Origin of the sequence: Streptomyces sp. NPDC012825, from assembly GCF_042900925.1 — a bacterium.
GTDB lineage: Bacteria > Actinomycetota > Actinomycetes > Streptomycetales > Streptomycetaceae > Streptomyces.
Window position 1 is genome coordinate 215049 of record NZ_JBIBBZ010000010.1, and the last position, 25991, is coordinate 241039.

26 protein-coding genes are annotated in these 25991 nt (G+C 72.3%); 9 read left to right on the plus strand and 17 right to left on the minus strand.

The annotated features are described in order from the left end of the window. Positions 1 to 17: 17 nt before the first annotated feature. From ACFY7E_RS21990 to ACFY7E_RS22015, 6 genes are all read right to left on the minus strand, one after another. Positions 18 to 1424: a nucleobase:cation symporter-2 family protein gene (locus ACFY7E_RS21990; protein ID WP_389487275.1), complete on the minus strand. Its 1407-nt coding sequence runs from the start codon at positions 1422 to 1424 to the stop codon at positions 18 to 20. Between the two features lie 74 nt (positions 1425 to 1498). Beyond that, complete coding sequence (pucL, locus tag ACFY7E_RS21995) at positions 1499 to 2422, minus strand: factor-independent urate hydroxylase (RefSeq protein WP_383443783.1); 924 nt, start codon at positions 2420 to 2422, stop codon at positions 1499 to 1501. A 5-nt stretch (positions 2423 to 2427) separates the two neighbouring features. After that, positions 2428 to 2832: a hydroxyisourate hydrolase gene (gene uraH / locus ACFY7E_RS22000; RefSeq protein ID WP_356548900.1), complete on the minus strand. Its 405-nt coding sequence runs from the start codon at positions 2830 to 2832 to the stop codon at positions 2428 to 2430. A gap of 80 nt (positions 2833 to 2912) precedes the next feature. After that, on the minus strand, positions 2913 to 3419 hold the full coding sequence (gene uraD, locus ACFY7E_RS22005) for a 2-oxo-4-hydroxy-4-carboxy-5-ureidoimidazoline decarboxylase (RefSeq protein WP_389487278.1): 507 nt from the start codon (positions 3417 to 3419) through the stop codon (positions 2913 to 2915). A gap of 155 nt (positions 3420 to 3574) precedes the next feature. Beyond that, the gene (locus tag ACFY7E_RS22010) at positions 3575 to 3913 is read right to left on the minus strand and encodes a helix-turn-helix domain-containing protein (protein WP_389487340.1); all 339 of its coding nucleotides are present in this window, start codon (positions 3911 to 3913) and stop codon (positions 3575 to 3577) included. Between the two features lie 44 nt (positions 3914 to 3957). Continuing rightward, the gene (locus ACFY7E_RS22015; protein ID WP_062756771.1) at positions 3958 to 4209 is read right to left on the minus strand and encodes a hypothetical protein; all 252 of its coding nucleotides are present in this window, start codon (positions 4207 to 4209) and stop codon (positions 3958 to 3960) included. 142 nt (positions 4210 to 4351) lie between these two features. On the opposite strand from ACFY7E_RS22015, the gene ACFY7E_RS22020 reads away from it, so the two are divergent. The 3 genes from ACFY7E_RS22020 to ACFY7E_RS22030 all read left to right on the plus strand — a co-directional run bounded on the left by ACFY7E_RS22020 (position 4352) and on the right by ACFY7E_RS22030 (position 7770). Continuing rightward, on the plus strand, positions 4352 to 5185 hold the full coding sequence (locus ACFY7E_RS22020; protein ID WP_389487280.1) for a TIM barrel protein: 834 nt from the start codon (positions 4352 to 4354) through the stop codon (positions 5183 to 5185). Between the two features lie 48 nt (positions 5186 to 5233). Then, positions 5234 to 6124 (plus strand): 2-hydroxy-3-oxopropionate reductase, encoded by an 891-nt coding sequence (locus ACFY7E_RS22025; protein ID WP_389487282.1) that lies wholly within the window; start codon positions 5234 to 5236, stop codon positions 6122 to 6124. A 191-nt stretch (positions 6125 to 6315) separates the two neighbouring features. Further along, positions 6316 to 7770, plus strand: a complete 1455-nt coding sequence (locus ACFY7E_RS22030; RefSeq protein ID WP_389487284.1) for a catalase — start codon at positions 6316 to 6318, stop codon at positions 7768 to 7770. A gap of 298 nt (positions 7771 to 8068) precedes the next feature. On the opposite strand, the gene ACFY7E_RS22035 is transcribed toward ACFY7E_RS22030, so the two are convergent. Further along, positions 8069 to 9436, minus strand: coding sequence for an MFS transporter (locus ACFY7E_RS22035; RefSeq protein ID WP_389487286.1), 1368 nt, complete (start codon positions 9434 to 9436; stop codon positions 8069 to 8071). A gap of 95 nt (positions 9437 to 9531) precedes the next feature. On the opposite strand from ACFY7E_RS22035, the gene ACFY7E_RS22040 reads away from it, so the two are divergent. Then, positions 9532 to 10542 (plus strand): ArsR family transcriptional regulator, encoded by a 1011-nt coding sequence (locus tag ACFY7E_RS22040; RefSeq protein WP_389487288.1) that lies wholly within the window; start codon positions 9532 to 9534, stop codon positions 10540 to 10542. 60 nt (positions 10543 to 10602) lie between these two features. Here ACFY7E_RS22040 and gcl read toward each other — a convergent pair whose 3' ends face one another. Next, a complete protein-coding gene (gene gcl / locus ACFY7E_RS22045) occupies positions 10603 to 12390 on the minus strand; it encodes a glyoxylate carboligase (protein ID WP_389487290.1) in 1788 nt (595 codons plus the stop codon). A 276-nt stretch (positions 12391 to 12666) separates the two neighbouring features. On the opposite strand from gcl, the gene ACFY7E_RS22050 reads away from it, so the two are divergent. Next, a complete protein-coding gene (locus ACFY7E_RS22050) occupies positions 12667 to 13509 on the plus strand; it encodes a hypothetical protein (RefSeq protein ID WP_389487292.1) in 843 nt (280 codons plus the stop codon). A gap of 174 nt (positions 13510 to 13683) precedes the next feature. After that, positions 13684 to 14472, plus strand: a complete 789-nt coding sequence (locus tag ACFY7E_RS22055; protein ID WP_389487294.1) for a TIGR04222 domain-containing membrane protein — start codon at positions 13684 to 13686, stop codon at positions 14470 to 14472. A gap of 23 nt (positions 14473 to 14495) precedes the next feature. Here ACFY7E_RS22055 and ACFY7E_RS22060 read toward each other — a convergent pair whose 3' ends face one another. Together ACFY7E_RS22060 and ACFY7E_RS22065 are read right to left on the minus strand one after the other, a co-directional pair. Then, a complete protein-coding gene (locus tag ACFY7E_RS22060) occupies positions 14496 to 16121 on the minus strand; it encodes an AMP-binding protein (RefSeq protein WP_389487296.1) in 1626 nt (541 codons plus the stop codon). Next, positions 16118 to 17803, minus strand: a complete 1686-nt coding sequence (locus tag ACFY7E_RS22065) for an AMP-binding protein (RefSeq protein WP_389487298.1) — start codon at positions 17801 to 17803, stop codon at positions 16118 to 16120. The genes ACFY7E_RS22060 and ACFY7E_RS22065 overlap by 4 nt, the downstream gene beginning before the upstream one ends. 121 nt (positions 17804 to 17924) lie before the next feature. On the opposite strand from ACFY7E_RS22065, the gene ACFY7E_RS22070 reads away from it, so the two are divergent. Then, the gene (locus ACFY7E_RS22070; RefSeq protein WP_389487300.1) at positions 17925 to 18743 is read left to right on the plus strand and encodes a response regulator transcription factor; all 819 of its coding nucleotides are present in this window, start codon (positions 17925 to 17927) and stop codon (positions 18741 to 18743) included. A 28-nt stretch (positions 18744 to 18771) separates the two neighbouring features. Here the strand turns inward: ACFY7E_RS22070 and ACFY7E_RS22075 are convergent, their stop codons facing one another. From ACFY7E_RS22075 to ACFY7E_RS22085, 3 genes are all read right to left on the minus strand, one after another. After that, complete coding sequence (locus tag ACFY7E_RS22075) at positions 18772 to 19554, minus strand: TSUP family transporter (RefSeq protein WP_389487302.1); 783 nt, start codon at positions 19552 to 19554, stop codon at positions 18772 to 18774. Between the two features lie 86 nt (positions 19555 to 19640). Beyond that, complete coding sequence (locus tag ACFY7E_RS22080) at positions 19641 to 20027, minus strand: VOC family protein (protein WP_062751568.1); 387 nt, start codon at positions 20025 to 20027, stop codon at positions 19641 to 19643. Next, complete coding sequence (locus ACFY7E_RS22085; RefSeq protein WP_389487304.1) at positions 20024 to 20317, minus strand: ArsR/SmtB family transcription factor; 294 nt, start codon at positions 20315 to 20317, stop codon at positions 20024 to 20026. Before ACFY7E_RS22085 ends, ACFY7E_RS22080 begins: the two co-directional genes overlap by 4 nt. A 174-nt stretch (positions 20318 to 20491) precedes the next feature. On the opposite strand from ACFY7E_RS22085, the gene ACFY7E_RS22090 reads away from it, so the two are divergent. Then, entirely contained in the window at positions 20492 to 21778 is a 1287-nt protein-coding gene (locus tag ACFY7E_RS22090) for a radical SAM protein (RefSeq protein WP_389487342.1), read from the plus strand. Between the two features lie 141 nt (positions 21779 to 21919). On the opposite strand, the gene ACFY7E_RS22095 is transcribed toward ACFY7E_RS22090, so the two are convergent. From ACFY7E_RS22095 to ACFY7E_RS22110, 4 genes are all read right to left on the minus strand, one after another. Next, complete coding sequence (locus ACFY7E_RS22095) at positions 21920 to 22126, minus strand: cold-shock protein (protein WP_389487306.1); 207 nt, start codon at positions 22124 to 22126, stop codon at positions 21920 to 21922. 210 nt (positions 22127 to 22336) lie between these two features. Beyond that, positions 22337 to 22957 carry a TetR family transcriptional regulator gene (locus tag ACFY7E_RS22100; protein ID WP_389487308.1) on the minus strand — a complete coding sequence of 207 codons (621 nt, stop codon included), beginning with the start codon at positions 22955 to 22957 and terminating at the stop codon, positions 22337 to 22339. A gap of 68 nt (positions 22958 to 23025) precedes the next feature. Then, the gene (locus ACFY7E_RS22105) at positions 23026 to 23982 is read right to left on the minus strand and encodes an NAD-dependent epimerase/dehydratase family protein (protein ID WP_389487310.1); all 957 of its coding nucleotides are present in this window, start codon (positions 23980 to 23982) and stop codon (positions 23026 to 23028) included. 13 nt (positions 23983 to 23995) lie between these two features. Next, the gene (locus ACFY7E_RS22110; RefSeq protein ID WP_389487312.1) at positions 23996 to 24946 is read right to left on the minus strand and encodes a ScbA/BarX family gamma-butyrolactone biosynthesis protein; all 951 of its coding nucleotides are present in this window, start codon (positions 24944 to 24946) and stop codon (positions 23996 to 23998) included. Between the two features lie 129 nt (positions 24947 to 25075). On the opposite strand from ACFY7E_RS22110, the gene ACFY7E_RS22115 reads away from it, so the two are divergent. After that, entirely contained in the window at positions 25076 to 25756 is a 681-nt protein-coding gene (locus ACFY7E_RS22115; RefSeq protein WP_389487314.1) for a ScbR family autoregulator-binding transcription factor, read from the plus strand. Positions 25757 to 25991 lie beyond the last annotated feature (235 nt).

Below are 25991 nucleotides of genomic sequence, written 5' to 3' on the forward strand. Positions count from 1 at the left end.
GTGGGCACGGCAGGACCCTAGGAGGATTTGAGTGCCGGGGCCGCCTGACGGCTCCGGGTGCCGAGATGGTGGAAGAACAGGTTGAGCAGGACGGCGACGAGCGCGCCCGCGCTGATGCCGGAGCCGAGGACGGTCTGCGCCCAGGCCGGGAAGCCGGCGTAGAAGGTGGGGGCGGCGAGCGGGATGATGCCCGCTCCGAGCGCGACGGCCACCAGGATGATGTTGGAGCTGTCGTCGAGTCCGGCTTCCGAGAGGGTGCGGATGCCGCTGACCGCGATCGAGCCGAAGAGGACGATGCCGGCGCCGCCGAGGACGGGCATCGGGACCGTGGAGACGACCGCGCCGAGGACCGGGAAGGCGCCGAGGACGAGCAGGGCGCCGCCGGCGGCGGCGACCACGTACCGGGAGCGGACCCGGGTCAGCGAGACGACGCCGACGTTCTGGGCGAAGGCCGAGGTCGGGAAGCCGCCGAAGACGGGGCCGAGGAGGGTGGCGACGCCGTCGGTGCGCAGGCCGCGGGTGATGGTCCGGCCGTCGGTGCGCCGCTCGCAGATCTCGCCCAGGGCGAGCATGCCGGCGCTGGACTCCGTCATCAGGACCAGCATGACGATGCACAGGGAGAGGATCGCGGCGGGCTGGAACTCGGGGGCGCCGAAGGCGAAGGGCGCGGGCAGGGCCGCGACGGGCGCCTCGCGCAGGGCGCCGAAGTCGGCCATCCCGAAGGGGATCGCGGCGAGGGTGCCGATGAAGAGGCCGAGGAGCAGGGCGATCTGCTTGACGAAGCCCTTGCCGAAGCGCTGGAAGAGCAGGATGACGACGAGGGTGAACCCGGCGAGGGCCAGGTACCTCATGGCGCCGAAGTCGGCGGCGGTCCGGTCGCCGCCCTGGGCCCAGGCGACGGGCACGGGCATCAGGGTGACCCCGATGAGGGTGATGACGACGCCGGTGACGAGCGGCGGGAAGAAGCGCAGGAGCCGGCCGAAGAAGGGGCCGACGGCGAGGCAGAAGACTCCGGCGACCATCACCGCGCCGTAGATGGCGGGCAGTTGGTGTCCGGGTGCGCTGGTCTCGGCGATGGCGAGCATCGGGGCGATGCCGGCGGACGAGGCCGCGTTGACGAACGGGAGCCGGTTTCCGGCGAACCGTCCGGCGCCGAGGGTCTGCAGGACGGTCGCACAGCCGGCGATCAGCAGACTGGCCGCGATGAGCCGGGTCATTCCGGCCGCGTCCAGGCCGACGGCCTGGCCGATGATGAGCGGAGGGGTGACGACGCCGGCGTACATGGCGGCGATGTGCTGGAGCGCCGCGGGGACGAGCCGCGAGACGGGGAGCTTCTCGTCCACCGGGTGGCAGGGGGCCGGGGCGGGCGAGGGGGTGGAACACGGGCCTTCGGCGGTTGCCGGCCCCTGTGCGGGCTGTGCCATGGGAAGGTTCCCTCCGGTCTGGTGCGGCCCCCGCCCGACTGCGGGCGGGCGGGGGCCGTTCACTCAGATGCCGCTTAGAGGTTGGTCATGTCGACCGGGATCTGCGCCGTGGCTCCGTCACGCAGGACGGTGGCCTCGATGAGGCCGTACATGCGGTCGGCGGCGTAGTAGACCTCGTTGTCGTTCTTCAGGCCGAAGGGCTCGAGGTCGACCAGGAAGTGGTGCTTGTTCGGGAGCGAGAAGCGGACCTCGTCGATCTCCGAGCGGTGGTTGATGATCCGGGTGGCCATCTGGTACAGCGTCTGCTGGAGGGAGTACGAGTAGGTCTCCGCGAAGGCCTCGAGCATGTGCTTCTTGGTCTGCTCGTAGGACCGCTCCCAGTTGGGCATGCGCTGGTCGTCGTCGGTCCAGTTGAACCGCCACCGGCCGGACACCTGGGTGGCCAGGATGCGGTCGTACGCCTCCTGGAGCGTCGTGTACTGGTCCTTGATGTAGCCCCAGAACTCCGAGTTGGTGGAGTTCATGACGACGAGGTCCTTGAGGCCGGAGATGACCTCCCACTTCTCGCCGTCGTAGGTGATCTGGGTGACGCGGGTCTCCTGGCCCTTGCGGGCGAAGGAGTGGTTGACCTCGTCGGAGCCGATGAACTTGGAGTTGGCGTCCGAGGAGGCGATGCGCTCCCAGGAGTACTCCTCGATCCGGATCCGGGCCTGCTTGATCGGCTCCTGGCTCGTCACGAAGTGGCGGGCGAGGTGGATGCCGAACTGCTCGGCGGACTCGATGCCGTACTCCTTGGCGAACGCGAAGACGGTGTTCTTCGTCGTGTCGGTGGGGAGGCAGTTGGCGTTGGAGCCGGTGAGGTGGACGTCGCTGAGGTCGCCGGAGAGGGCGACGGAGACGTTCAGGTCCTTGATGTGGTGGGTGGCGCCGTCCCGCGTGATCTTGACGACGCGGTTCTCTGCTTTGCCGTACTGGTTCTGGCCGAGAATCGTGGGCATGTCTGCTAGCTCCCTCGGTATACGGAGTAGCCGAACGGGTTGAGCAGCAGCGGTACGTGGTAGTGCTCGCCCGGGGTGACGGCGAACGTGATCGCCACCTCCGGGAAGAACGCACCGCTGTCCCTTACGCGGGGGGCGTCCTGCTGCGCCTCGGCTTGCTTCTTCGCACTGTGCTTGGTCGAGAAGTACGCCTCGGTCTCGAAGTCGAGGCGTACGTGGGTGGTGCCCTCCGGCAGGGCCGGCAGGTCCTTGCAGCGCCCGTCCGCGTCGGTGGCGGAACCGCCGAGCGCGGTCCACTCCGCGTCGGAGCCGGCGCGGGCCGCGAGGGCGATGGCGACGCCCTCGGCGGGGCGGCCGATGCTGGTGTCCAGGATGTGGGTGGACACCGAGGCCGTGGTGTCGGTGCTCATTGCGGAGCTCTCTTCCTCTTACGAGTCCTCTGCGGGGCTCTCACGAGCCCTGCGTGGGGGTCACAAGCCCTCTGCGGGGCTTACGGGCCCTCCACGAGGCGGGTCAGCCGGATGCGGTTGATCTTGCCCAGTTCGGTGCGGACGATCTCCCGCTCCGCCTCGGGCGAGTTGCCGATCCGCTCGCGGACCGCGTCGCGCATCTGCTCGCCGCTCTTGCCGGTGGCGCAGATGAGGAAGACATGCCCGAACGTGTCCTGGTAGGCCAGGTTGAGTTCGAGCATCTCGGCCTTGAGCTCCTCGGAGGCGCCGGCCATCCCGCTCTGCTCGCGGGAGGAGGTCGGGTCCCCGGCCTTCGGACGACCGATCGGCGGGTGCCCCGCCATCGCCTCGGCCAGGTCCTCCGCGGTCAGCTCGGCCATGGCGGCGTCACTGGCGAGGAAGAGGGCTTCGGCGGTGGTGTACGGGCGCTGGGCGAGGACCTTGCTCCCCCACGCCGAGCTGGAACACACCTCGTGGAGCGCGGCGAGGGCCTCGCTGTCCGCCGAGGTGTTGAACCGGGCCAGGCCCGGTGTCGTACCTGAAGTCACGGGAAGCCTCCGTGGCTGTTTTTCGCTGTGCGTCGGACGGGCTGCGGATAGCTAACGCCCTCCGCAACACAACGTCAACACTTTGTTGAAAAGTCGGTGACACAAAAGCCGTCGTCCCGACATGCGGACGACGGCCTGTGGACACGCGTGATCAACTAGTCGGCCTTGACGGTCTTTTCCCTGTTCAGGGCGGTCTCGCGGTTCAGGTAGTTGTACACGGTGAAACGGCTGACGCCGAGCGCCCCCGCCACCGTCTCCACCCCGTGGCGCACGGAGAAGGCCCCGCGCGCCTCCAGGAGCCGGACGATCTCCTGCTTGGACTTGCGGTCGAGCTCCGCGAGCGGCGTCCCGTGCCGGCGCTCCATCGCGGCCAGGATGTGGTCCAGGGAGTCCGAGAGCTGCGGGAGGCGCACGGCGAGCACGTCCTCGCCCTCCCAGGACAGGACGACGTCGTCGGCCCCCGCCAGCTCGGGGCCGAGCAGCTCGGCGCCCATGGCGTCGACCAGGGGCTTCACCGCGGCGACCAAGGGGTGTTCGTTCACTTCTCGCCCCCCTCGATCACGTTGACCTGGAGCGAGACGCGCGTGGCGCCGGCCGCGAGCGACTCGCGGAGCAGCGCGTCGACGGCGGTGAGGACCGCGTCGGCGCCGCCCTCCGCCGTGTTGCCGAAGGGGCCGACGTCGACCGCGTCCAGGTCGGCCGACTGGATGACCTCACGGGCCACGACCGCGTGCGCCGGGGCCTCGTCGAGGTCGAACGGCTCGGTCGTGAACTCCACTCTCAAACGCACCATGGCCCCAAGTTACGGCCCTTCCGGGGGCTCGCGGGAGTCCCGGACCTGCGGGGACCTCTTGACAAGCACGGCGACCTGCTTGCAACATTCCGTCAGACAGAAACTTACTTCCGCAATACGGAAGGAGCGCCTACCCCTCATGGGATACACCGATCAGCGCTTCGATGTGAACCTGTCGATCCTCTTCACGGAACTCCCGCTCCTGGAGCGCCCCGCGGCCGCCGCCGCGGCGGGCTTCACCGCGGTCGAGCTGTGGTGGCCCTGGATCGACACCGCCACCCCCGAGCAGAGCGAGCTCGACGCCCTCAAGAAGGCCCTCGAGGACGCCGGCACCCAGCTGGTGGGACTGAACTTCTACGCCGGGCAGCTCCCCGGCCCGGACCGCGGGGCCCTCTCCGTACCGGGTGAGGAGTCGGACCGCTTCCGCGCCAACATCGACGTGGCCGCCGGCTTCGCCGCCTCGGTCGGCTGCAAGGCGCTCAACGCGCTCTACGGCAACCGCGTCGAGGGCGTGGACCCGCAGATCCAGGACTCCCTCGCCCTGGAGAACCTGGTCCTGGCCGCCCGGGCCGCCGACCGCGTCGGCGCGATCCTCCTGGTCGAGACCCTCAACAAGCCGGAGTCGCCGCTCTACCCGCTGGTGAGCGCCCCCTCGGCGATCGAGGTCGTGGACAAGGTCAACGCGGCCACCGGCCTCGGCAACGCCAAGTTCCTCCTCGACATCTACCACCTGTCGATGAACGGCGAGGACGTGAGCGCGGTCATCGCGCAGTACGCGGACAAGACCGGTCACGTGCAGATCGCGGACAACCCGGGCCGCGGCGCGCCGGGCACCGGCGACCTGCCCCTGGAGCAGCTCCTCGACGAGCTGAAGAAGGCCGGTTACGACGGCTGGGTCGGCCTGGAGTACAAGGCCGCCGACGCCGCCGCGTCCTTCGAGTGGCTCCCGGCCGAGGCCCGCGCGGCCCGCTGACCAGCGCCCCCTCCCCCGTACCACCAGAATTTCCCGAGAGGCACCCTCATGAGCACCCTCCCCAAGATCGCGTGGATCGGCCTCGGCATCATGGGCTCCCCCATGTCCGAGAACCTGATCAAGGCCGGCTACTCGGTCACCGGCTTCACCCTGGAGCAGGACAAGCTGGACCGCCTCGCCAAGGCCGGCGGCGGCGCCGCGGGCTCGATCGCCGAGGCCGTCAAGGACGCCGACGTCGTCATCACGATGGTGCCCGCCTCCCCGCAGGTCGAGGCGATCTCCTACGGCCCCGAGGGCATCCTGGAGAACGCGAAGCAGGGCGCGCTGATCATCGACATGTCGTCGATCACCCCGCAGACCTCGGTCGACCTCGCCAAGAACGCCGCCGAGAAGGGGATCCGCGTCATCGACGCCCCGGTCTCCGGCGGCGAGGCCGGCGCCATCGAGGCCGTGCTCTCGATCATGGTCGGCGGCGAGCAGGCCGACTTCGACGAGGCCCTGCCGATCCTGGAGGCCCTCGGCAAGACCATCGTGCTGTGCGGCCCGCACGGCTCCGGCCAGACGGTGAAGGCCGCCAACCAGCTCATCGTGGCGGTCAACATCCAGGCCTGCGCCGAGGCCGTGGTCTTCCTGGAGAAGTCCGGTGTGAACCTCCAGGCGGCCCTCGACGTCCTCAACGGCGGTCTGGCCGGCTCGACCGTGCTGACCCGCAAGAAGGACAACTTCCTGAACCGGGACTTCAAGCCGGGCTTCCGCATCGACCTGCACCACAAGGACATGGGCATCGTCACCGACGCCGCCCGCAACGTGGGTGCCGCCCTCCCGGTCGGCGCGGTCGTCGCCCAGCTCGTCGCCTCCCTGCGCGCGCAGGGCGACGGCGGCCTGGACCACTCGGCCCTGCTGCGCGCCGTCGAGCGCCTCTCCGGCCAGCAGGTCTGATTCCGCCCCCGCTTCCCCGGGGCCCCCGATTTCCGGTCGGCGGCGGCGCTGACAACTGTCCTGTCGCGCCCAGGCGCCGCCGCCGACCGGAACACCACACTTCGTTTTCAACAAACTGTTGACGTTTTTCGGAGGGCGTACCTACGCTCCTGGCACCGTCACACAGTGCAGCTCCCGTACGGAAGGTCACGATGTCGAAGCGCGTGCTTACGACCGAGTCCGGCGCCCCCGTCGCCGACAACCAGAACTCCGCCACCGCCGGCGTCGGTGGCCCTCTCCTCCTCCAGGACCAGCACCTGCTGGAGAAGCTCGCGCGCTTCAACCGTGAGCGGATCCCGGAGCGCGTGGTGCACGCCCGCGGTTCCGGCGCGTACGGGTACTTCGAGGTCACCGACGACGTCACCGGCTTCACGAGCGCCGCCTTCCTCTCCGAGGTCGGCAAGCGGACCGAGACCTTCATCCGCTTCTCCACCGTGGCCGACTCGCTCGGCGGCGCGGACGCGGTCCGCGACCCCCGCGGCTTCGCGCTGAAGTTCTACACCGAAGAGGGCAACTACGACCTCGTCGGCAACAACACCCCGGTGTTCTTCATCAAGGACCCGATCAAGTTCCCCGACTTCATCCACTCGCAGAAGCGCGACCCGTTCACGGGCAGGCAGGAGCCGGACAACGTCTGGGACTTCTGGGCGCACTCCCCCGAGTCCACCCACCAGATCACCTGGCTCTTCGGCGACCGCGGCATCCCCGCCTCGTACCGCCACATGCACGGCTTCGGCTCGCACACCTACCAGTGGACCAACGAGGCGGGCGAGGCCTTCTTCGTCAAGTACCACTTCAAGACGAACCAGGGCATCCGCAGCCTCTCCGCCGAGCAGGCCGCCGAGCTGGTCGGCAAGGACGGCAACTCGCACCAGACCGACCTGCTCCAGGCGATCGAGCGGGGCGTCAACCCCTCCTGGACCCTCTACGTCCAGATCATGCCGGCGGCCGAGGCGGCGGACTACCGCTTCAACCCGTTCGACCTCACCAAGGTGTGGCCGCACGCCGACTACCCGCTCCAGCGGGTGGGCCGCCTGGTCCTCGACCGCAACCCGGACAACGTCTTCGCCGAGGTCGAGCAGGCCGCGTTCTCCCCGAACAACTTCGTCCCGGGCATCGGCCCCTCGCCGGACAAGATGCTCCAGGGCCGCCTCTTCGCCTACGCGGACGCCCACCGCTACCGCCTCGGCGTGAACCACACCCTGCTGCCGGTGAACGCCCCCAGGGCGACCACGGCGCAGAACTACGGCCGGGACGGCCTCATGGCCACCCGCAACGGCTCGCGCCACGACAAGAACTACGAGCCCAACTCGTACCAGGGCCCGGCCCAGACCGACGCCGCGCTCTCCGCGCCGCTCGCGATCCACGGCTGGACCGGCACCCACGAGACGCCCGCGCACGTCAAGGACGACGACTTCTTCCAGGCCGGTGAGCTCTACCGCCTGATGTCCGAGGACGAGAAGGGCCGTCTGGTCGCCAACATCGCCGGCAGCCTCTCCCAGGTGTCGCGCGAGGACGTCATCGAGAAGAACATCGCGCACTTCGCCGCCGCCGACGCGGACTACGGCAAGCGCGTGGCCGACGCGGTCGCCGCCCTGCGCGACTGATCCACGGCGGCACCCAGACTGCGTACGGCACTTGACGGGAGGTCAGCGCCGTACGCGGTCCGGATCACCGGCCCGAATGAGGGGTGGCCGGTGGACCGGACAGCGTGAGGACCGCGGCGGCTTCGAGCCAGTGCGGTGGTAAGGGCGACGGCCCCCTTCCTGACCTGAAGGAAGGGACGGCCGCCCCGCCCGTCGGTGCCGCCGCGGTCCCAACGCCCCCTTCGTGCAGGGGGATCCCGAGACTCCGCCCGGCGGCGCGAACGTCCTGTCGCGCCAGCCTCGCACCGTCGGGCGGTCATCAGACGGAAGAGCGCGGAACCAGGTTTACGGTCCCTGGTTCCGCGCTCTTCTTCGTTTCCCTCCGGTCGGCCCGCGCCAGGAGGAACGTCACCGCGAGCGAGACCAGGGCGAGGAGCACCATCCCGGTCCGCGGCGAGGTGTACTGGGCGAGGGCGCCGGCCAGGGCCGCGCTCACCCCCTGGAACGCGAGCATCCCCGAGGAGTGCAGGCCCAGTGCGTGGCCGCCGAACTCCTCCGGCACCAGGCCCATCAGCCGCTCCTGGTGCAGCAGGGTCGCCCCGTACCCCACCCCCGACACGGTCACGGCGGCGAGCGCGAACGGCAGCACGGGGTCGAGGGCGAAGAGGAGGAACGGGGCGGCGAGCAGCGCCTGGAGCGGGAAGCGGAGCCGGCCGCGCAGCCGCGCGGGCAGGAAACGGCCGACGACGGCGTCCCCCACCAGCATCCCGAACGCCCCGCAGACGAAGAGGAGTCCGGCGCGCTCGGGGGCGTACGGCACGAACAGCGACTCGCAGCCCACGACCAGCCCGTTGGGCACCCACAGGGCGAGGTAGCAGCGGCGGCGGGCGGGGACGGACAGGAGCAGGGCGTTGGCACGCCGGGTCGCGGCGACCGAGGGCCGTCCCCCGGCGCGCGGCGGACGCGCCCCGAGGCCGAGGCGGGCCAGGAGGGCGGCGGCGAGGTAGAGCCCGGCGCCGGCGAGGACCGCGCCGCGCGGCGAGAGCAGGGCGACGAGGAGCCCGCCGGCCGCGAAGCCGCCGATCTGGCAGGCGCCGGTGGCCATGTTCGTCGCCGAGCGGCCGAGGAGGTACTGCTCGCGCGGCAGGATCTCGTTCAGGAGGCCGTACAGCACTCCGCCGCCCAGTGAGGCCGCGAGCCCCTCGGCGAAGAGGACCGCGAAGACCGCCCAGGCGGGCAGGGCGGGGATCGCGAGGACGGCCGTGCCCGCGGCGAAGAGGAGGGCGATCCCGGAGAGCGCGGCGCGCGGCGGCAGCCGGTCGGCGGCGGAGAGCAGCGTGGTCGCGCCGAGGAGCTGGGCGAGCGAGGGCCCGAAGAGGGCGAGGGCGGAGAGGAACGGCGAGCCGGTGGTGCGCAGGACGAGGGTGGCGAGCCCGAGCCCGGCCACCGTCTGCGCGGCGGTGTGGGCGGAGCCGGTGAGGAGGAGCGGGGCGAACTCGGGGGTGCGGAGGAGGGCGCGGTAGCGGGGGGCGTGGCCGGAGTCTTGGCGGGGGTCTTGGCGGGGGTCTTGGCGGGAGCCTTGGCGGGGGTCGTGTCCGGAGTCGTGGCGGGAGTCTTGGCCCGAGTCGCGGCCGGAGACGCGGCCGGACTCGTGAGGGGGATCGTGACGGGAACGGTGGCGGGGCATGCGGGGAGTCTCGGGGGCGCTCGGCGCATGCCGTTACGGTTTCGCACGGGGGCGAAACGAACGCGTCCGGAGAGAGGACGGGGGAGGGTGGCGGAATGGGCTGGTGGCGGATCGGAACCGACTCCCTCGCGGGCGGCCGCTTCGTGGTGTCGCCGCTGGCCGAGACGGTCGCCGCGCTCAAGATCCTGCACGCGGCCGCCGCGAGCCACCCGGGCGAACGGGCCTGGCTGGCCGCGTCGTCGCCCGCCTACCGGGCGCGCCTGGCGGCCGAGCCGCTCGACGCCCTGCTCGTACGGGCCGCGATCGGCCCCACCTGGAACGCGGACTTCCTGACGCCGACGCCGCTGGGCGAGGGCGAGCGGCCCTTCGAGGAGGAGGTGGAGGCCGTCCGCGCCGTCGACCCGGCCGACGCGGTGCCGCAGCTGGCCGTCGCGCTCGGCGGTCCCGTGCCGGAACCGCTGCGTTCGGCGCGGGACCTGCCCGGACGGCTGGCGGAGCTCCTGACGTGGGTGTGGCGGGAGACGGTCCTGCCGGAGTGGCCACGGCGGCGGCGGATCCTGGAAGCCGATGTGACGGCGCGGACCGCCCAGTTGGGGCGCGGCGGCTGGGCGGCGGCCCTGGACGGGCTGTGCCCGGGGAGGACGCGCTGGCTGGGCGACGGCCGCCTCCAGGTCAACGCCCGCGCCTACCCGCCGCGTTCGGTCGACGGGGGCCGGCTGCTCTTCGTGCCGGTGACCCCGGCGACGGGCTGGGTGTCCTGGGAGGGCGTGGAGCGGTTCGCGGTGGTGTACCCCTGCGCGGGCGTCCTGGCGGACGCCTCCGGCCCGGTCGTGCCGCGGGCGCTCGGCGCGCTCCTCGGACCGGCGCGGGCGGACGTGCTCGTACGCCTGGAGAACCCGCTGTCCACCAGCCAGTTGGTGGCCCTGACCGGACAGGGGCTCGGCTCGGTGGGCCGGCACCTGAAGGTGCTGCGGGAGGCGGGCCTCGTCCGGCGCGGGCGGGCCGGCCGGTCGGTGCTGTACGCGTGGACGGAGGCGGGCGCGGTGCTCGTACGGGCCCAAGAGGTACGCGCCCAAGAGGTACGGGCACGGGGCGCCGGGACGTGAGACGGCCCCCGTCCCGGTGCTCATCGGGACGGGGGCCTCGCCACGGGGGCGGGGAGCCGATCAGACCTGGAGGGCCCTGATCGCGGTCGGCGCGTGACCGGGCTCGGTGGCCAGGTCCTCGAACTCGGTGACGTCGCTCATGTCGACCGTCTTGCTCATCGCGATGTTGGTGATGCGCTCCAGGATCGCCTCGACGACGACCGGGACCCGGTGCTCGACGGCCAGCTTCTTGGCCTGCTCCAGGGCCTCGCCCAGCTTGTCCGGGTCCTCGACGCGGATCGCCTTGACGCCCAGGCCCTCGGCGACCTTGACGTGGTCCACGCCGTAGACGCCGAGCTCCGGGGTGTTGATGTTCTCGAACTCCAGGTTGACCTCGAAGTTGATGCCGAGGCCGCCCTGCGCCTGCCGGATGAGACCCAGGTAGGCGTTGTTCACGAGGACGTGGACGTAGGGGACCTTGTGCTGGGCGGCGACCGCCAGCTCCTCGATCATGAACTGGAAGTCGTAGTCGCCGGAGAGCGCGACGACCGGGGTGTCCGGGTCGGCGGTGGCGGCGCCGATGGCGGCCGGGATGGTCCAGCCGAGCGGGCCGGCCTGGCCGCAGTTGATCCAGTGGCGCGGCTTGTAGACGTGCAGGAACTGCGCGGCGGCGATCTGGGAGAGGCCGATGGTGGTGACGTACCGGGTCTCCGGGCCGAAGGCCTTGTTCATCTCCTGGTACACGCGCTGCGGCTTCATCGGGATGTCGTCGAAGTGCGTGCGGCGCTGGAGGGTGGCCTTGCGCTCCTGCGCGGAGGCGGCCCAGGCGGTGAAGTCGGGCAGCCGGCCGGCGGCCTTCCACTCCTTGGCGATCTCCAGGAAGAGCTCCAGGGCGGCCTTGGCGTCGGAGGCGATGCCGTAGTCCGGGGCGAAGATCTTGCCGAGCTGGGTGGGCTCGATGTCGACGTGGACGAACTTCCGGCCCTTGGTGTAGGCGTCCAGGTTGTAGCCGGTGTGGCGGTTGGCCCAGCGGTTGCCGATGCCGAGGACGAAGTCCGACTCCAGGAAGGTCGCGTTGCCGTAGCGGTGCGCGGTCTGGACGCCGACCATGCCGGCGGCCAGCTCGTGGTCGTCCGGGATGGTGCCCCAGCCCATGAGGGTGGAGATGACCGGGATGCCGGTCAGCTCGGCGAACTCGACGAGCAGGTCGGGGGCGTCGGCGTTGATGATGCCGCCGCCGGCGACGATCAGCGGGCGCTCGGACTCCAGGAGGAAGGACAGCGCCTTCTCGGCCTGGGCGCGGGTGGCGCGCGGCTTGTAGACCGGCAGCGGCTCGTACGTCTCCGGGTCGAACTCGATCTCGGTCAGCTGGACGTCGATCGGCAGGTCGATGAGGACCGGGCCGGGACGGCCGGAGCGCATCAGGTGGAAGGCCTGCTGGAAGACGCCGGGGACCTGCGCGGCCTCCAGGACGGTGGTGGCCGCCTTGGTGACCGGCTTGGCGATGCTGGCGATGTCGACGGCCTGGAAGTCCTCCTTGTGGAGCTTCGAGACCGGGGCCTGGCCGGTGATGCAGAGGATCGGGATCGAGTCGGCGATCGCCGAGTACAGGCCGGTGATCATGTCGGTGCCGGCGGGTCCGGACGTACCGATGCAGACGCCGATGTTGCCGGCCTTGGCACGGGTGTAGCCCTCGGCCATGTGGGACGCGCCCTCGACGTGGCGGGCGAGCGTGTGGCCGACGCCGCCCACGTTCTTGAGCTCGCGGTAGAAGGGGTTGATCGCCGCGCCGGGGACGCCGAACGCCTGGGTGACGCCTTCGCGCTTGAGGATCTCAACGGCCGCTGCGGCGGCGGTCATACGAGGCATGGGAGTGCTCCTGCTTCGGCCGGGCGGAACCAGGTGCGCTCCCCTCGACTCGGGGACTTGCCACCTGTTTCCGTAATACGGAAAAGCTGTTCTGCTATGTGGAAGCAATGTAGGTCGGGTGGCGAAGAACCGTCAAGGGAGGTCCGCGTGCCGGAACGGTTCGGGGACGGTTCGGGGAGGGTTCGGGGGTGGTTCGGGGTGCCGGAAGTGGCCGAACACCCTCCCCCGGGGCGGCGGGTGGGTGGACGATGGGAGCGAACGACAGGGGGTTGGATCGTGGGCGATTCGGTACCGGTGCGCTGCCCGGAATGCCTGAGCACGCAGGCGTACGCGGCACCCGTCTTCCCCTGCGCGTGCGGGAGCCCCGTGGCCCCGCCGGTGGTGGCGGGCGCGGTGGCGGAGCCGATCACGCACCGGAACTGGACGGACGAGTGGGTCACCGTCCGCTGCGGCGCCTGCGGCCGCGAGGACGACTGGCCCCACCCGGAGCTCGGCTGCCCGTGCGGCGCGGTCCTGCGGGTGCCGGTCCGGACGGCGGACACGGCACGCCCCACGGGCGGACCCGCCGACCGCCCCGGCGGAAGCACGACCGGCGCCGACCGCACGCCTTCCGACCACACACCTTCCGACCGCACACATTCCGCGCGTACGCATTCCAGCGATACGGCCTCCGGGGACACGGCCTCCGGCGATACGGCCCCCAACGGCCCGGCCGGCGCGGACCGCGGCGCCCTCGGCCGGGCCGCCTTCCGGCCCGTGACGATCCGGACCGGGCGGGACGCGGTGGCCGCGGCCGCCGGGTACCTGCGCTGGCTCGGCTTCCGGGAGGTCGTCCAGCCCGAGGAGCGGCCCGCGTCCGGGGTGGACCTGCGGGCCCCCGGGCTCGTCGCCCAGGTGGACCCGAGCACCCGCCCCACCGGGCTGCGGGCGGTCGAGTGCCTCTGGCTCAACGGTCTGAGCGCCTCGGCCGCGAGCGTGTTCTTCTCGCTCGCCGGCTACACCCCGGAGGCCCGTTCGCGCGCCGCCGAGGTCGGCCTCCCGCTCTTCGTCCTCGACCTGACCGGCACCCCGCAGCCGGTCAACCGCGCCGCCGACGAACTGGCCGCCGACGGCGCCTGACCCCGCGCCCGGCTCCACCCCCGCACGCGCGCTCACCTCCGCGCCCGCCCCCGGCGCCCGCGTCCGGTGAAGCGCGCCCCCGTCCTCCCCCGCAACACCTCGGCATCCGAAATCGGCCATTCACGCGTGAGGAACACCCTCCGCCGGGCACAACTCCCTTGGGGGGTGGGCTTCATGCCGACGGGGTTGTGGTGGTTCATCGGAGCGGCCTGGGCCGAACTGCTGCTAGCCGCCGCGCTGTTGCGAACGTGCAGCAGGGAGAGCGGGAGGCCGGACGGGGAGGCCGTGCCGACGCCGCAGGCGCTCGCGCTGCTGCGGGGCGGGCGGCGGGCCGCCGTCACCGTGGCGCTCGTGGCCCTGCACCAGCGCGGAGCGGTCGCGGCGGGCCGCAAACATACGATTCGGGCCAACGGCGGGCCGGGCCGGACCCGCGACCCCGTGCAGCTCGGGGTGCACGGGGCCCTCCGCCGGGCCCTCGCCCTGGAGGAGATCGCGCAGCGCCCCGAGGCGCGGCGGGCCGTGGACGCGCTGAGCGGCGAGCTGCGCGGGGCCGGGCTGCTGCGGCCGGTCGCGCAGCTGTGGGTGGTGCGGGCGCTGCTCGGCTGCGTCGTCCTGACGGTCCTCGTGGGACCGTTCGCGACCGGGGCGCCCGGCGCGGCCCTGCCGGAGGTCCTCGCGGTCGGACTGCCTCCGGTCCTCGGGGCGGGGGCGGTGCTGCTGCGGCTGCCCGTCACGACCGGCGCGGCACGGCGGCTGCTCGCCGGGCTGCGGGAGCGGTACCCGCTGCCGTCCCACCGGCGGGAGGTGACGGACGGAGGCCTCGTCCAGCTGTACGTGGCGTTGTACGGGGACCCGGCGCTCGCCCTGTTCCTGCCCCGCTTCTCCCGGGACGGCGGGCTGCTCGACCGGCCCGGGGACGCGGACCGGAACCGGCAGCCGCCGGGCGGCGCCGCCCGCCTCTGAGAGCCGCGCCGCACCGCCCCGCGTCACGCCGTGGCGGCAGTCGCCCCCCGGCCCCCGGCATACCGCTCCCGCAGCTCCACCTTCCGCACCTTCCCGCTCACCGTCATGGGGAACTCCGCGAGGATCTCCACCCGGCGCGGGACCTTGTAGTGGGCGAGGCGGTCGCGGCAGAAGGCCGTGATCTCCTCCGGGGTGGGCGGGTCGGCCGGGTCGCGCGGGATCACGCAGGCGAGGATCTCCTCGCCGTACCGCTCGTCGGGGACGCCGACCACCTGGACGTCCGCGATCTTGGCGTGGCCGTGGAGGAACTCCTCGATCTCGCGCGGGTAGACGTTCTCCCCGCCCCGGATGATCATGTCCTTGATGCGGCCGACGATCCGCACGTAGCCGTCGTCGCGCATCACCGCCAGGTCGCCCGTGTGCATCCAGCGGCCCGGGTCGATCACGTCGGCGGTCTTCTCCGGCTCGTCCCAGTAGCCGAGCATCACGCCGTAGCCTCGGGTGCACAGCTCCCCCGCCGTGCCGCGCTCCACGGTCAGTCCGCTCGCCGGGTCGACGACCTTCACCTCGACGTGCGGCAGGACCCGGCCGACGGTGCCGGTGCGGCGCTCCAGGTCGTCGTCGCGGCGGGTCTGGGTGGAGACGGGCGAGGTCTCGGTCATGCCGTAGCAGATCGACACCTCCGCCATGTTCATCTCGGCGACCACCCGCTTCATCACCTCCACCGGGCACGGCGAGCCCGCCATGATCCCGGTGCGGAGGGTGGACAGGTCGTACGTCGCGAAGTCGGGGAGGTTCAGCTCCGCGATGAACATCGTCGGCACCCCGTACAGCGAGGTGCAGCGCTCCTCCTGGACCGCCCGGAGGGTGGCGGCGGGGTCGAAGGAGGGCGCGGGGATCACCATGCAGGCGCCGTGCGAGGTGGCCGCCAGGTTGCCCATGACCATGCCGAAGCAGTGGTAGAACGGGACGGGGATGCAGATCCTGTCCTGCTCGCTGTAGGCGATCATCTCCCCGACGAAGTAACCGTTGTTGAGGATGTTGTGGTGGGAGAGCGTGGCACCCTTGGGGAAGCCCGTGGTCCCCGAGGTGTACTGGATGTTGACGGGTTCGTCGCAGGAGAGCGGCTCCGGGCGCAGCTCTCCCGGCGTACGGGTGAGGAACGCGTCCCAGCTCGCGTCCCCGAAGTACACCGCCTCGCGCAACTCCCGGCATTCTCCGCGTACCTGCTCGACCATCGCCCGGTAGTCGCTCGCCTTGTGGGTGAGCGAGGCGAAGAGCAGGGAGACCCCGGCCTGGTTCAGCACGTACGCCAACTCGTGGGCGCGGTAGGCCGGGTTGACGGTGACCATGACGGCGCCGACGCGGGCGGTGGCGTACTGGACGAGGACCCATTCGGCGCAGTTCACCGCCCAGACGCCGACCCGGTCGCCCTTGCGGACGCCGCTGCCGAGCAGCGAACCGGCGAGCCGGTCCACGTCGGCGCCGAACTCCGCGTACGTCCAGCGGCGTCCGGTGGGGACGTCGACGAGCGCCTCGCGGTCGGGCCAGGCGGCGACGGCCCGGTCCAGGTCGGCGCCGATGGTGTCGCCGAGGAGCGGGGTGGTGGAGGTGCCGTGGGCGTACGAGAGTTGCGCGGGCGCGCTCACGAGAGGTCCCCCTCCGCGTACTCGGTGCCGCCGCCCTCGGCGGTGAGGCGGCGCAGTTCCACCCGCCGGATCTTGCCGGACACGGTCTTGGGCAGGTCGGCGAACTCGATGCGCCGGATCCGTTTGTACGGGGCGAGGACCGCGCGCGAGTGCGCGAAGAGGACCTTCGCGGTCTCCGGACCCGGCTCCCAGCCCGCCGCGAGGACCACGTACGCCTTGGGGACGGCGAGCCGCAGCGGGTCGGGGGCGGGGACGACGGCGGCCTCGGCGACGGCCTCGTGCTCCAGGAGCGCGCTCTCCAGCTCGAAGGGGCTGATCTTGTAGTCGGAGGCCTTGAAGACGTCGTCGGCCCGGCCGATGTAGGTGATGTACCCGTCCTCGTCCCGCGCGCCGATGTCGCCGGTGCGGTAGTAACCGCCGGCCGTCGCCTCCGCCGTGCGCTCCGGGTCGCCGTGGTAGCCGGTCATCAGGCCCACCGGGCGGGCGGACAGGTCGAGGCAGATCTCGCCCTCGTCGGCGGCCGGGCGGCCGGTCACCGGGTCGACCAGGGTGACCCGGTAGCCGGGGCTCGGGCGGCCCATGGAGCCCTCCTTGAGCCGCTGGCCGGGGCTGTTGGAGACCTGGACGGCGGTCTCGGTCTGGCCGAAGCCGTCCCGGACGGTGGTGCCCCAGGCGCGCCGGACGGCCTCGATGACCTCGGGGTTGAGCGGTTCGCCGGCGGCCACGACCTCGCGGGGCGGGGTCTTCAGCTGCCCCAGGTCGGCCTGGATCAGCATCCGCCACACGGTCGGCGGAGCACAGAAGCTGGTGACCCCGTTCCGCTCCATCTCGTCCATGAGGCGGGCCGGGTCGAAGCGCGTGTAGTTGTGGACGAAGACGGTCGCCTCGGCGTTCCAGGGCGCGAAGAGGTTGGACCAGGCGTGCTTGGCCCAGCCGGGCGACGAGATGTTGAGGTGCACGTCGCCGGGCTTGAGCCCGATCCAGTACATGGTGGCGAGGTGGCCCACCGGGTACGAGGTGTGGGTGTGCTCGACCAGCTTGGGGCGGGCGGTCGTGCCGGAGGTGAAGTACAGCATCAGGGTGTCGTCGGCGAGCGTGTCGCCGTCCGGCTCGAAGTCGGCGGCCTCGCGGGCGGCGAGCTCGTACTCCAGCCACTCCCCCGCCCCGTCGCCGCCGCCGCCGACCGCGATCCGGGTGTAGTCGCCGGGGACGCCGTCGAACTTGGCGGTGTCCCCGGCGCGCACCAGGACGTGGCGGGCGCGGCCCCGGTCGACGCGGTCGCGCAGGTCGGCGGGGCCGAGGAGCGGGGTGGCGGGGATGACGACGGCCCGCAGCTTCATCGCGGCGAGGACGGTCTCCCACAGCTCGACCTGGTTGCCCAGCATGACGACGATCCGGTCCCCGGCGCGCACGCCCAGGGACCGCAGCCGGTTCGCGACCCGGTTCGAGCGGGCGGACATCTCCGCGAAGGACACCTTCGCCTCGGAGCCGTCCTCCTCGACGATGTGGAGGGCCGTGCGGTCGTTGCCCTCCGCGACGACGTCGAACCACTCGAGCGCCCAGTTGAACCGCTCGGGCCGGGGCCAGACGAAGCCCGCGCGGGCCGCCTCGTAGTCCTCCCGGTGCTCCAGGAGGAAGTCCCGGGCGGCCCGGAACTCCTCGGTAGCGCTGGTTGCCGTCATGTGTCCTCCTCGTTGCGGGACCGGTCCCGTACATCGTGTAATCGGTGACCCGGGTCTCACCACCCCCGTTCGGGGGTGAACCGGCGGACGACGAGGGCCGGCGGCCACGAAGGAGAGCACGGTGCGCGAGCGCGTCGAATCGTCGGTGGAGCTGCGCGGGGCGCTGCTGAGGCTGCGCCGCGCCACCGGGCTCCCGGTGGTCTTCGGGGGGCTGCTGCACGAGACGCGGGGGCTGCGGATCGGCGAGCTGAACGGCGCGGTGACGCCGGCCCTGCACGGGCTCGCGATCTCGGCGGGCTCCGGTCTGGGCGGGAAGTGCCTGGCGCTCGGGCGGCCGTGCGCGGTGACGGACTACCCCTCCGCGCGGCACATCACCCACGAGTACGACGGCCCGGTGTCGGCGGAGGGGCTGCGGTCGGTGATCGCGGTGCCGGTCGTCGTGCGCCGGAAGGTGCGCGGCGTGCTGTACGGGGCGCTGCGCGACGCGCTGCCGGTCGGCGAGCGGGTCTTCGACGCGGCGGTCGCGGCGGCCCGGGACCTGGAGCAGGCGTTGGCGGTACGGGACGAGGTCCGGGAACTCCTGGCCCCGCCGCCGTCCGGGCCCTCCTGGGAGGAGGTCCGGCAGGCGTACGGCGAACTGCGCGAACTGGCGCCGAAGGTCGCGGACCCGGAACTGCGGGAACGCCTCCTCGCGGTCTGCGGCCGCCTGGAGACGGCCGCCGGCTCCCCCGCCTCCCTCCCGGGCGCGACCCTGACCCCGCGCGAGACGGACGTCCTGGCGGCGGTCGCCTCGGGCGCCACGAACGCGACGGCGGCCACCCGCCTCGGCCTGCGCCCCGAGACGGTGAAGGGCTACCTGCGCTCGGCGATGCGGAAACTGGGGGCGCACACCCGCATGGAGGCGGTGGTGGCGGCCCGGCGGGCGGGGGTGTTGCCGTAGGGCCGCGCGTGCGACCCGTGGGGCTCGTTCAGAGCAGCGCCTGAGCCGCGTACAGCGCCCCGAGGGTCGTCGCCAGGGTGCCCAGGAGGAGGCGGAGGGCGGTTTCCGGGAGGCGGGGTTGCAGGCGGGCGCCGAGGTAGCCGCCGATCAGGCCGCCCAGGCCGCAGGCGAGGCCCAGGGCCCAGTCCGGGGCGGCGGCCTCGGTGGTGGTGAGGGAGAGCAGGGCGAAGGTGGCGGCTCCGACGACGGAGGTCGTGAAGGTGGCGGCGAGGGCCGCCGGGGCCACGCGGGCGACGGGGACGCCCCGGCCCGCCAGGACCGGGCCGAGGAGGGAGCCGCCGCCGATGCCGTAGATCCCGCCCACCACCCCGACGGCCAGGGCGAGACCGGTGACGGTGCGGGGCGAGGGCTCGGTGGCGGGCCGTCTCCGGGCGGGGCGCAGGGTGCGGACGCACAGCCACACGCCCAGGGGCAGCAGCAGCGCGGCGATGAGGACGCGGAAGACCGTGGGGCCCGGGAGGGCGAAGACGCGGACGACGGCGCCGATCACCACCCCGGGGAGCGTGCCCGCCACCAGGCGCCGGACGAGCGGTCCGCGCAGGGCGCCGGTCCTGCCGTGGCGCCACAGGGCGCCGGGGCCGGCGACCACGTTGAACAGCAGGTTCGTCGGGGTGACGGAGGGGTTCGGCACGGCGAGGACGCTGAGCTGGACCGGGAGCAGGAACACCGCCCCCGACACTCCGGCCGGCGCGGTCACGACGGAGATCAGCAGTCCGGCGGCCGTCCCGCCCAGCAGCGTCGTCCAGTCCACCGCGCCCCCCCGCTCCGAGATCGTCCGGACAGTATCGCGGTGCCGGGCGGGGCGGCGGCCCCGTCGCCCCGCCCGGCGTCCGGGCCTCAGACGCGCTGGGCGATCTGGATCAGGTTGCCGCAGGTGTCGTCCAGGACGGCGGTGACGACCGGGCCCATGTCCACGGGTTCCTGGGTGAAGCGGACCCCGAGGCCGCTCAGCCGGGCGAACTCGGCGCGCACGTCCTCCACGGCGAAGGAGGTGGCCGGGATGCCGTCCTCCACCAGGGCGTCCTTGTACGGCTTGACGGCCGGGTGGGCGTCGGGCTCCAGGACCAGTTCGGTGCCGTCGGGGTCCTCCGGCGAGACCACGGTCAGCCAGCGGTGCTCCCCGATCGGGACCTCCTCCTTCTTCACGAAGCCCAGCACGTCGGTGTAGAAGCGCAGGGCCTTGTCCTGGTCGTCGACGAAGACGCTGGACAGGTGGATCCTCATGGTGCGTTCTCCGGCTTCTCCGGCCCGAGCCATCGCGTCGCGATGCGCTCCAGCGGTTCGGTGTTCAGGTCGTGGAACTTGTAGCGCCCCTCGCGCCGCGTGACGACGAGGCCCGCGGCTTCGAGGACGGCGAGGTGCTGGCTGACCGCCTGCCGGGACATGCCGAGGCCGTGCCGGTTGGCCAGCCGGGCGCAGATCTCGAACAGGGACTGGCCGTTCCGTTCGACGAGCCCGTCGAGGATGAGCCGGCGGGTGGGGTCGGCCAGCGCCTTGAACACGTCGTCCGTCACCCCGCCAGCATAGGCAAGTCCTCACTTGCCCATCAAGCCGGGAGGGCCCGGTCGCCCCCACACCGGTACGCGCGCGTAGCGTGGGGTACACGTCGGCTCCATAAGCCCCTCACCTCCGGAGACCCGCCTGTGTCCAGCGTCGCGCCCACCCGCACGTCCGTCGTGGAGTCCCTCATGGAGCGCTTCCCGGGGATTCCCCGGGAGGCCGTGTTCAAGGAGGACCTGTTGCGCGGCGGGGTCGCCTTCGACCCCGCCGCCCTGTCCGGCAACGAAGGGGGCGAGGTGAAGCCGAAGTCGTACTTCATCTTCTCCTTCGACCACCGGACGCTGCCGGAGCTCGGGGAGGCGGCCCTCAACCGCCCGCCGGAGGAGATCGTGCTGACCGGCGGCCCGTACGGGCTGCGCCGCACGGTGGTGTCGGTGCGGGTCAACCCGTCCTCCCCGTACTGGGTCGCGCCGGACGCCGACGGGGCGCTCGCGCTGTTCCTGGACGGGGCGCGGATCGCGGACGTCGGCCTGCCGCCGATGCCGGAGTACTACCGGCACCCGCTGTCGAACGGGAAGTCCGTGATGGAGGTGGCGCCGACGATCCAGTGGGGCTACCTGATCTACCTGACGGTCTTCCGGGTCTGCCAGTACTTCGGCGCCAAGGAGGAGTGCCAGTACTGCGACATCAACCACAACTGGCGCCAGCACAAGGCGGCGGGCCGCCCGTACACCGGGGTGAAGCCGGTGGACGAGGTGCTTGAGGCCCTGGAGATCATCGACCGGCACGACACGGCCCGCGCGTCGACCGCGTACACCCTGACCGGCGGGGCCGTCACCTCGCAGGTCGGCGGGAAGGACGAGGCCGACTTCTACGGGCAGTACGCGCAGGCCATCGAGGAGCGCTTCCCCGGTCGCTGGATCGGCAAGGTCGTCGCGCAGGCCCTGCCCAAGGCGGACGTGCAGCGCTTCCACGACCACGGCATCCGGATCTACCACCCGAACTACGAGGTGTGGGACCGGCGCCTGTTCGAGCTGTACTGCCCCGGCAAGGAGCGCTACATCGGCCGGGACGAGTGGCACCGGCGCATCCTGGACTCGGCGGAGGTCTTCGGGCCGCGCAACGTCATCCCCAACTTCGTCGCCGGGGTCGAGATGGCGCGCCCCTCGGGCTTCCTGACCGTGGACGAGGCCATCGCCTCCACCCGGGAGGGCCTGCGGTTCTTCATGTCGCGCGGGATCACGCCCCGGTTCACCACCTGGTGCCCGGAGCCGACGACGCCGCTGGGGCGCGAGAACCCGGACGGCGCCCCGCTCGAGTACCACCTGCGGCTCCTGGAGGCGTACACGGAGACGCTCCGGGAGAACGGCCTGACCGCCCCGCCCGGCTACGGCCCGGCCGGTCCCGGCCGCGCGGTGTTCTCGGTCAGCTCCTTCATGGACGCGCTGACGCCGGAGCCCGGCGCGGAGGACTGAGGAGGCCCCGAGAGACGAAGAGGGCCGGACGGGGGCGTTCTCCCGGCCCGTGCGCGCACCCGTTCGGGTGCGTACGGGAGGGGGACAGGGCTTCGGCGCGGTGCCGCCGGCCCGGGGGGCCGCCCCGGGGCGCGGTGGGCGTCAGACGCGCAGTTCCTTCGCCTCGAAGCGGCCGTCCCCGAGGACCAGGACGAAGGTGACCTGTTGCCCTTCCGAGACGGTCCGGCTCTCGTCCTCGATGTCCTCCGCGCTGAACCAGACCTGGTCCTCGGAGCCGACGGGGACGACGAACCCGTATCCCCCGAGACGGTTGAAGGACTGCACGAAACCCTTGCTCCTGCCTTCCACGGCGGCCTCCTCCTCGGCGTCGGCGACGCGGGCGGGGGGGCTGTTCCGGCCGGGTGCGGCCGGGTCCGCGTCTCAGGGGAGGTGTACCCCGTCCGCCCGCGCTTCGCTCGTCGGCCGGCGGGCCGTGCGCGGAGCGCTCCGAGGGCCTAGTAGAATATTCAACAGAGGTCCGGTGCCGAAGATCCCCCGTGTTCGGCACCGGGCCTCGCCCTACGTCCGGTCCGGGACGGGCCCGCCCCGGACGCCGCCCGGGTACGCGATCCTCGCCGTGATCCTGGCGATGCGCGCCGCCGTCTCCGCGGGGGAGGCCACCGGCTGGACGATGTGGCTGACGGTGAGCCGCACGACCGTCTCGACGGCGAGGCCGCGCGACTCCTCGTCCACCTCGGGCCAGGCCTCGATCGCGTACGCGTCGAGCATCGCCATCGCCGTGCCGAAGACCGGCTCCGTACGGGTGGTGAGGTAGGCGAGGAGGTCGTCCTCGCCGCCCCGCGCCGCGACCAGGACGCTCTTGATGAGGGGGTTGTCCACGGTCTGCTGGAGCGTGTAACCGACGCCGGCCGCCGCCGCTGCCTCCAACTCGCCCCGGTGGGCGTCGAGTTCACGCTCGATGCCGATCAGGAAGCCCTCCAGTTCGCGCTGGACCAGGGCGTCGCCGATGGCCTCCTTCGCACCGAACTCGTTGTAGAGGGTCTGGCGGCTGATGCCGGCGGCCCGCGCGATGGAGGTCATGCGCAGCCCGTTCCAGCCCTCGGCGGCGACGAGGCGGTAGGCGGCGTCGAGCACCTGCTCGCGCAGCAGGGACCGGACGCTCTCGCGGAAACGTGTCATCGTGGCCCACCCTATCCACCGGGAACCGCCCGGAGGAGGGGTGTGCGAGGGGTCTCCGGCGGCTCCGGTCAGGAAGGACCGAGGTGGCTCCGGTACCACTCCGCGTGGCGCGTGAACCCCTCGGCGAAGGGCGGCCCCGGGTCGCGGCCCAGCTCCCGCCAGGGGCGGTCGTCGGCGAACCAGTGGTCGGTGGCGAGCATGTCGAGGTGGTGGAGCGCGAAGGGGTGGTCCGCGAGGAGGCGGCGCGCCTCGGCGATGTCCACCGCCGGGCCGCGGCGCGGCCCCGCCCGGTGGGCGAGCAGCGTCTCCCCCGCCGCGAGCAGGTCCGCGACCGGCACCGGCTCGGGGTGGTTCACGTAGTAGGGGCCGGGCCGGGTACGGGGCGAGAGCGCCGCGCCGAGCAGGACGTGCGCCAGGTCGTCCACGTCCACCAGGGAGTGGCGCGAGGTCCCGCCGTCGAGCGGGCCGGGCAGGGCGCCGAGGAGCCCGACGAGGCCCGGCAGCATCCGCCGGTCCCCGGCCCCGTACACGAGGTGGGGGCGCAGGACGGTCCCGCCGGCCTCCGTGACGTACCGCTCGCCCGCCGCGCGGGTGCGGCTGGTCGCCGAGACCGGGGCGACCGGCAGGGTGCCGGGGGCGGCGGCGCGGAAGGGGCCGCGGCCGTGGACGGAGGCCGTGCCCAGGGCGACGATCCTGCCCGCCCCGGCGCGCACGGCGGCGTCGACCAGGGACCGGGTGCCCTCGTCGTTGACGGCGCGGGCCGTCTCCTCGTCGACGCCGATCGCGGAGGCGCAGTGGATCAGCACGTCGACGCCCTCGCAGGCCCGGCGCAGGGAGGCGGGGTCCCGGAGGTCGCCCCGGACGGTCTCGACCTGCGGAGTCCCTTCCGGTCCGGCGGACGGTGGTGCGGGCGGACGGCGGGCGAGCAGGCGTACGTGCCCGGCCTCCGCCGTCGTCGTGGCGGCGGCCGCCACCCGGCCGCCGATGAAACCGGAGGCGCCGGTGATCAGGATGCGAAGGCCCATCGTCCGCTCCGGGTCAGTACGCCGACCGGGCGGCGGAGGCGAGTCCGGCCACCGCCGGCTCCCGGGACGGGGAGGTGAGCGTGCAGCGGAAGACGGGGGTGCCGTCCTGGTGGCCGGTGACCCGGACGGTGGCCGTCGGGGCGGAGGGGGCGGTCAGGACCTCGGCCTCGATCCAGCAGGGGTCGTCGAGTTCCACGTACCGGGAGAAGGAGAGCTCCATGGCGACGGGGAGGTAGGCGGTGCTGCCGGTCGCCAGCATCGCCGCCTGCCGGGCCGCTTCGAGGAGGAGCATCCCGGGGACGTGGTCGTTCGGGCGGCGGAAGAGCGTGGGGTGGTCGGTGTTGATCCGCAGCCGCCACCGGCCGGGGCGGTCGCCGGGGCCCAGGACGACGTCCCTGAGGGCCTCGCGGCCGACCAGGACCGGGTCCACTCCGGGTATCAGGGGGACCGGGCGGCCGAGGGCCGCCATCCGCGCGCCCCGCATCCGGCGGTACGCCGGGCCCGGGATGCAGCGCGCCGTGCTGTCACCGGTGGCGACCAGCTGGCCGTCCCGGGTCAGTACGACGCTGGTGCGCAGACCGCGCACCTTGCCCGCGCGCCTTTCGAGTGCGGGGAAGGAGATCTCGGCGACGAGGTCCGACGAGGGGCCGTCGACGGTGAGCGCCTCGGGGTCGGCCGTGTAGTTGAGTTCCCACATGACGAACTGATCCTCCACGGGTACCCCCAGTTCGGCGTGAAGGACGAGCATGGTGGCCTGACGTATCGTCTCGGCCACCAGTACGGGGTCGTGCCGGTCACCTGCCACCGGGGAGAAGAAGGGATGCGAGGCGGACCAGCGAGCGGAGACGGAGTAACGGTTCTCCTCCCTCGGTACCCAGCCCGTGGGAATGATGTCGGCGGGGTCGGCCCGGTGGACGAACTCTCCCGGAACGGGTGTCGTTCCTCCACCGTGGTGCTGTTCCATGGCTTCCCCTCGCAGTTCTGCACACCCCTAACGGCAAATCCGTCCGGCGTAGGGTACGTAGAGCGCGGTTTTCTTTTCAATGCTTCACGTCACAGGTTGAGCACAGACAGCGAGACAGCGGGAGGCGCCTTGGCGCAGCAAGCGCGTGCAATCCGGACCCGGCGGACGATCCTGGAGTCGGCTGCCGCCGTCTTCGCCGAGCGCGGCTACGAGCGGACGACCATCGGGGAGATCCTGGTGCGCGCCGGGGTGACCAAGGGGGCGCTGTATTTCCACTTCGCCTCCAAGGAGGAGCTCGCCCTCGGTGTCCTGGACGCCCAGATGCTGGACGAGCCCCTCAACCCGCAGCCCATCAAACTCCAGGAGCTCGTCGACCAGGCCTTCCTTCTGACGCATCGGCTGCAGCGCGACCCGCTGGTGCGGGCGAGCGTCGCGCTGGCCCTGGACAGCGGCGCCACGGGGGTCGACCGGGCCGCCCCCTTCCGGGCCTGGATCGACCAGGTGGCGGAGATCCTCACCGTCGCGAAGGTGCGGGGGGAACTCCTCCTCCATGTGAGCGTGACGGACACGGCCGAACTCTTCGCGGGATCCTTCTCCGGAATTCAGGCGATGTCGCAGATCCTCTGCGACCGCAATGACCTGACCCATCGGGTTCTGGTGCTGCTCCGATATGTGCTGCCGACCATATGCACCCCGGCCGTGCTGATCCGCCTGGAGATGACCGAGGAGTACGCGCGGAGGCTCGCCGCCGAGTACGACGAGAAGCGGTTCGCCGAGGACGGCGAGAACCTCGTGGTGTCCTCCCACTGACAAACCCGGCCGCGCCGTTCTCCGAGCGCCCCGACGCGTCCAGCGTCGGGGCGCTCTGGCGTTTGTGGCACTGAGTGTGCTTTGCTGAGGGTACTCAGTGCCACAAGCGTCTAGGGGAGCTCCACATCATGGGCAAGGACTTCGACCTGTATCGGCCTTCCGAGGAGCACGACATGCTCCGGGAGTCGGTGCGTGCGCTGGCGGAGGCGAAGATCGCGCCGTTCGCGGCGGCGGT

Bases quoted from the DNA above. Each gene is read 5' to 3' on its own strand.
- ACFY7E_RS21990 (WP_389487275.1), bottom strand. From the start codon at position 1,424: ATGGCACAGCCCGCACAGGGGCCGGCAACCGCCGAAGGCCCGTGTTCC.
- pucL (WP_383443783.1), bottom strand. From the start codon at position 2,422: ATGCCCACGATTCTCGGCCAGAACCAGTACGGCAAAGCAGAGAACCGC.
- uraH (WP_356548900.1), bottom strand. From the start codon at position 2,832: ATGAGCACCGACACCACGGCCTCGGTGTCCACCCACATCCTGGACACC.
- ACFY7E_RS22010 (WP_389487340.1), bottom strand. From the start codon at position 3,913: ATGGGCGCCGAGCTGCTCGGCCCCGAGCTGGCGGGGGCCGACGACGTC.
- ACFY7E_RS22020 (WP_389487280.1), top strand. From the start codon at position 4,352: ATGGGATACACCGATCAGCGCTTCGATGTGAACCTGTCGATCCTCTTC.
- ACFY7E_RS22025 (WP_389487282.1), top strand. From the start codon at position 5,234: ATGAGCACCCTCCCCAAGATCGCGTGGATCGGCCTCGGCATCATGGGC.
- ACFY7E_RS22030 (WP_389487284.1), top strand. From the start codon at position 6,316: ATGTCGAAGCGCGTGCTTACGACCGAGTCCGGCGCCCCCGTCGCCGAC.
- ACFY7E_RS22035 (WP_389487286.1), bottom strand. From the start codon at position 9,436: ATGCCCCGCCACCGTTCCCGTCACGATCCCCCTCACGAGTCCGGCCGC.
- ACFY7E_RS22040 (WP_389487288.1), top strand. From the start codon at position 9,532: ATGGGCTGGTGGCGGATCGGAACCGACTCCCTCGCGGGCGGCCGCTTC.
- gcl (WP_389487290.1), bottom strand. From the start codon at position 12,390: ATGCCTCGTATGACCGCCGCCGCAGCGGCCGTTGAGATCCTCAAGCGC.
- ACFY7E_RS22055 (WP_389487294.1), top strand. From the start codon at position 13,684: ATGCCGACGGGGTTGTGGTGGTTCATCGGAGCGGCCTGGGCCGAACTG.
- ACFY7E_RS22065 (WP_389487298.1), bottom strand. From the start codon at position 17,803: ATGACGGCAACCAGCGCTACCGAGGAGTTCCGGGCCGCCCGGGACTTC.
- ACFY7E_RS22080 (WP_062751568.1), bottom strand. From the start codon at position 20,027: ATGAGGATCCACCTGTCCAGCGTCTTCGTCGACGACCAGGACAAGGCC.
- ACFY7E_RS22090 (WP_389487342.1), top strand. From the start codon at position 20,492: ATGGAGCGCTTCCCGGGGATTCCCCGGGAGGCCGTGTTCAAGGAGGAC.
- ACFY7E_RS22100 (WP_389487308.1), bottom strand. From the start codon at position 22,957: ATGACACGTTTCCGCGAGAGCGTCCGGTCCCTGCTGCGCGAGCAGGTG.
- ACFY7E_RS22105 (WP_389487310.1), bottom strand. From the start codon at position 23,982: ATGGGCCTTCGCATCCTGATCACCGGCGCCTCCGGTTTCATCGGCGGC.
- ACFY7E_RS22110 (WP_389487312.1), bottom strand. From the start codon at position 24,946: ATGGAACAGCACCACGGTGGAGGAACGACACCCGTTCCGGGAGAGTTC.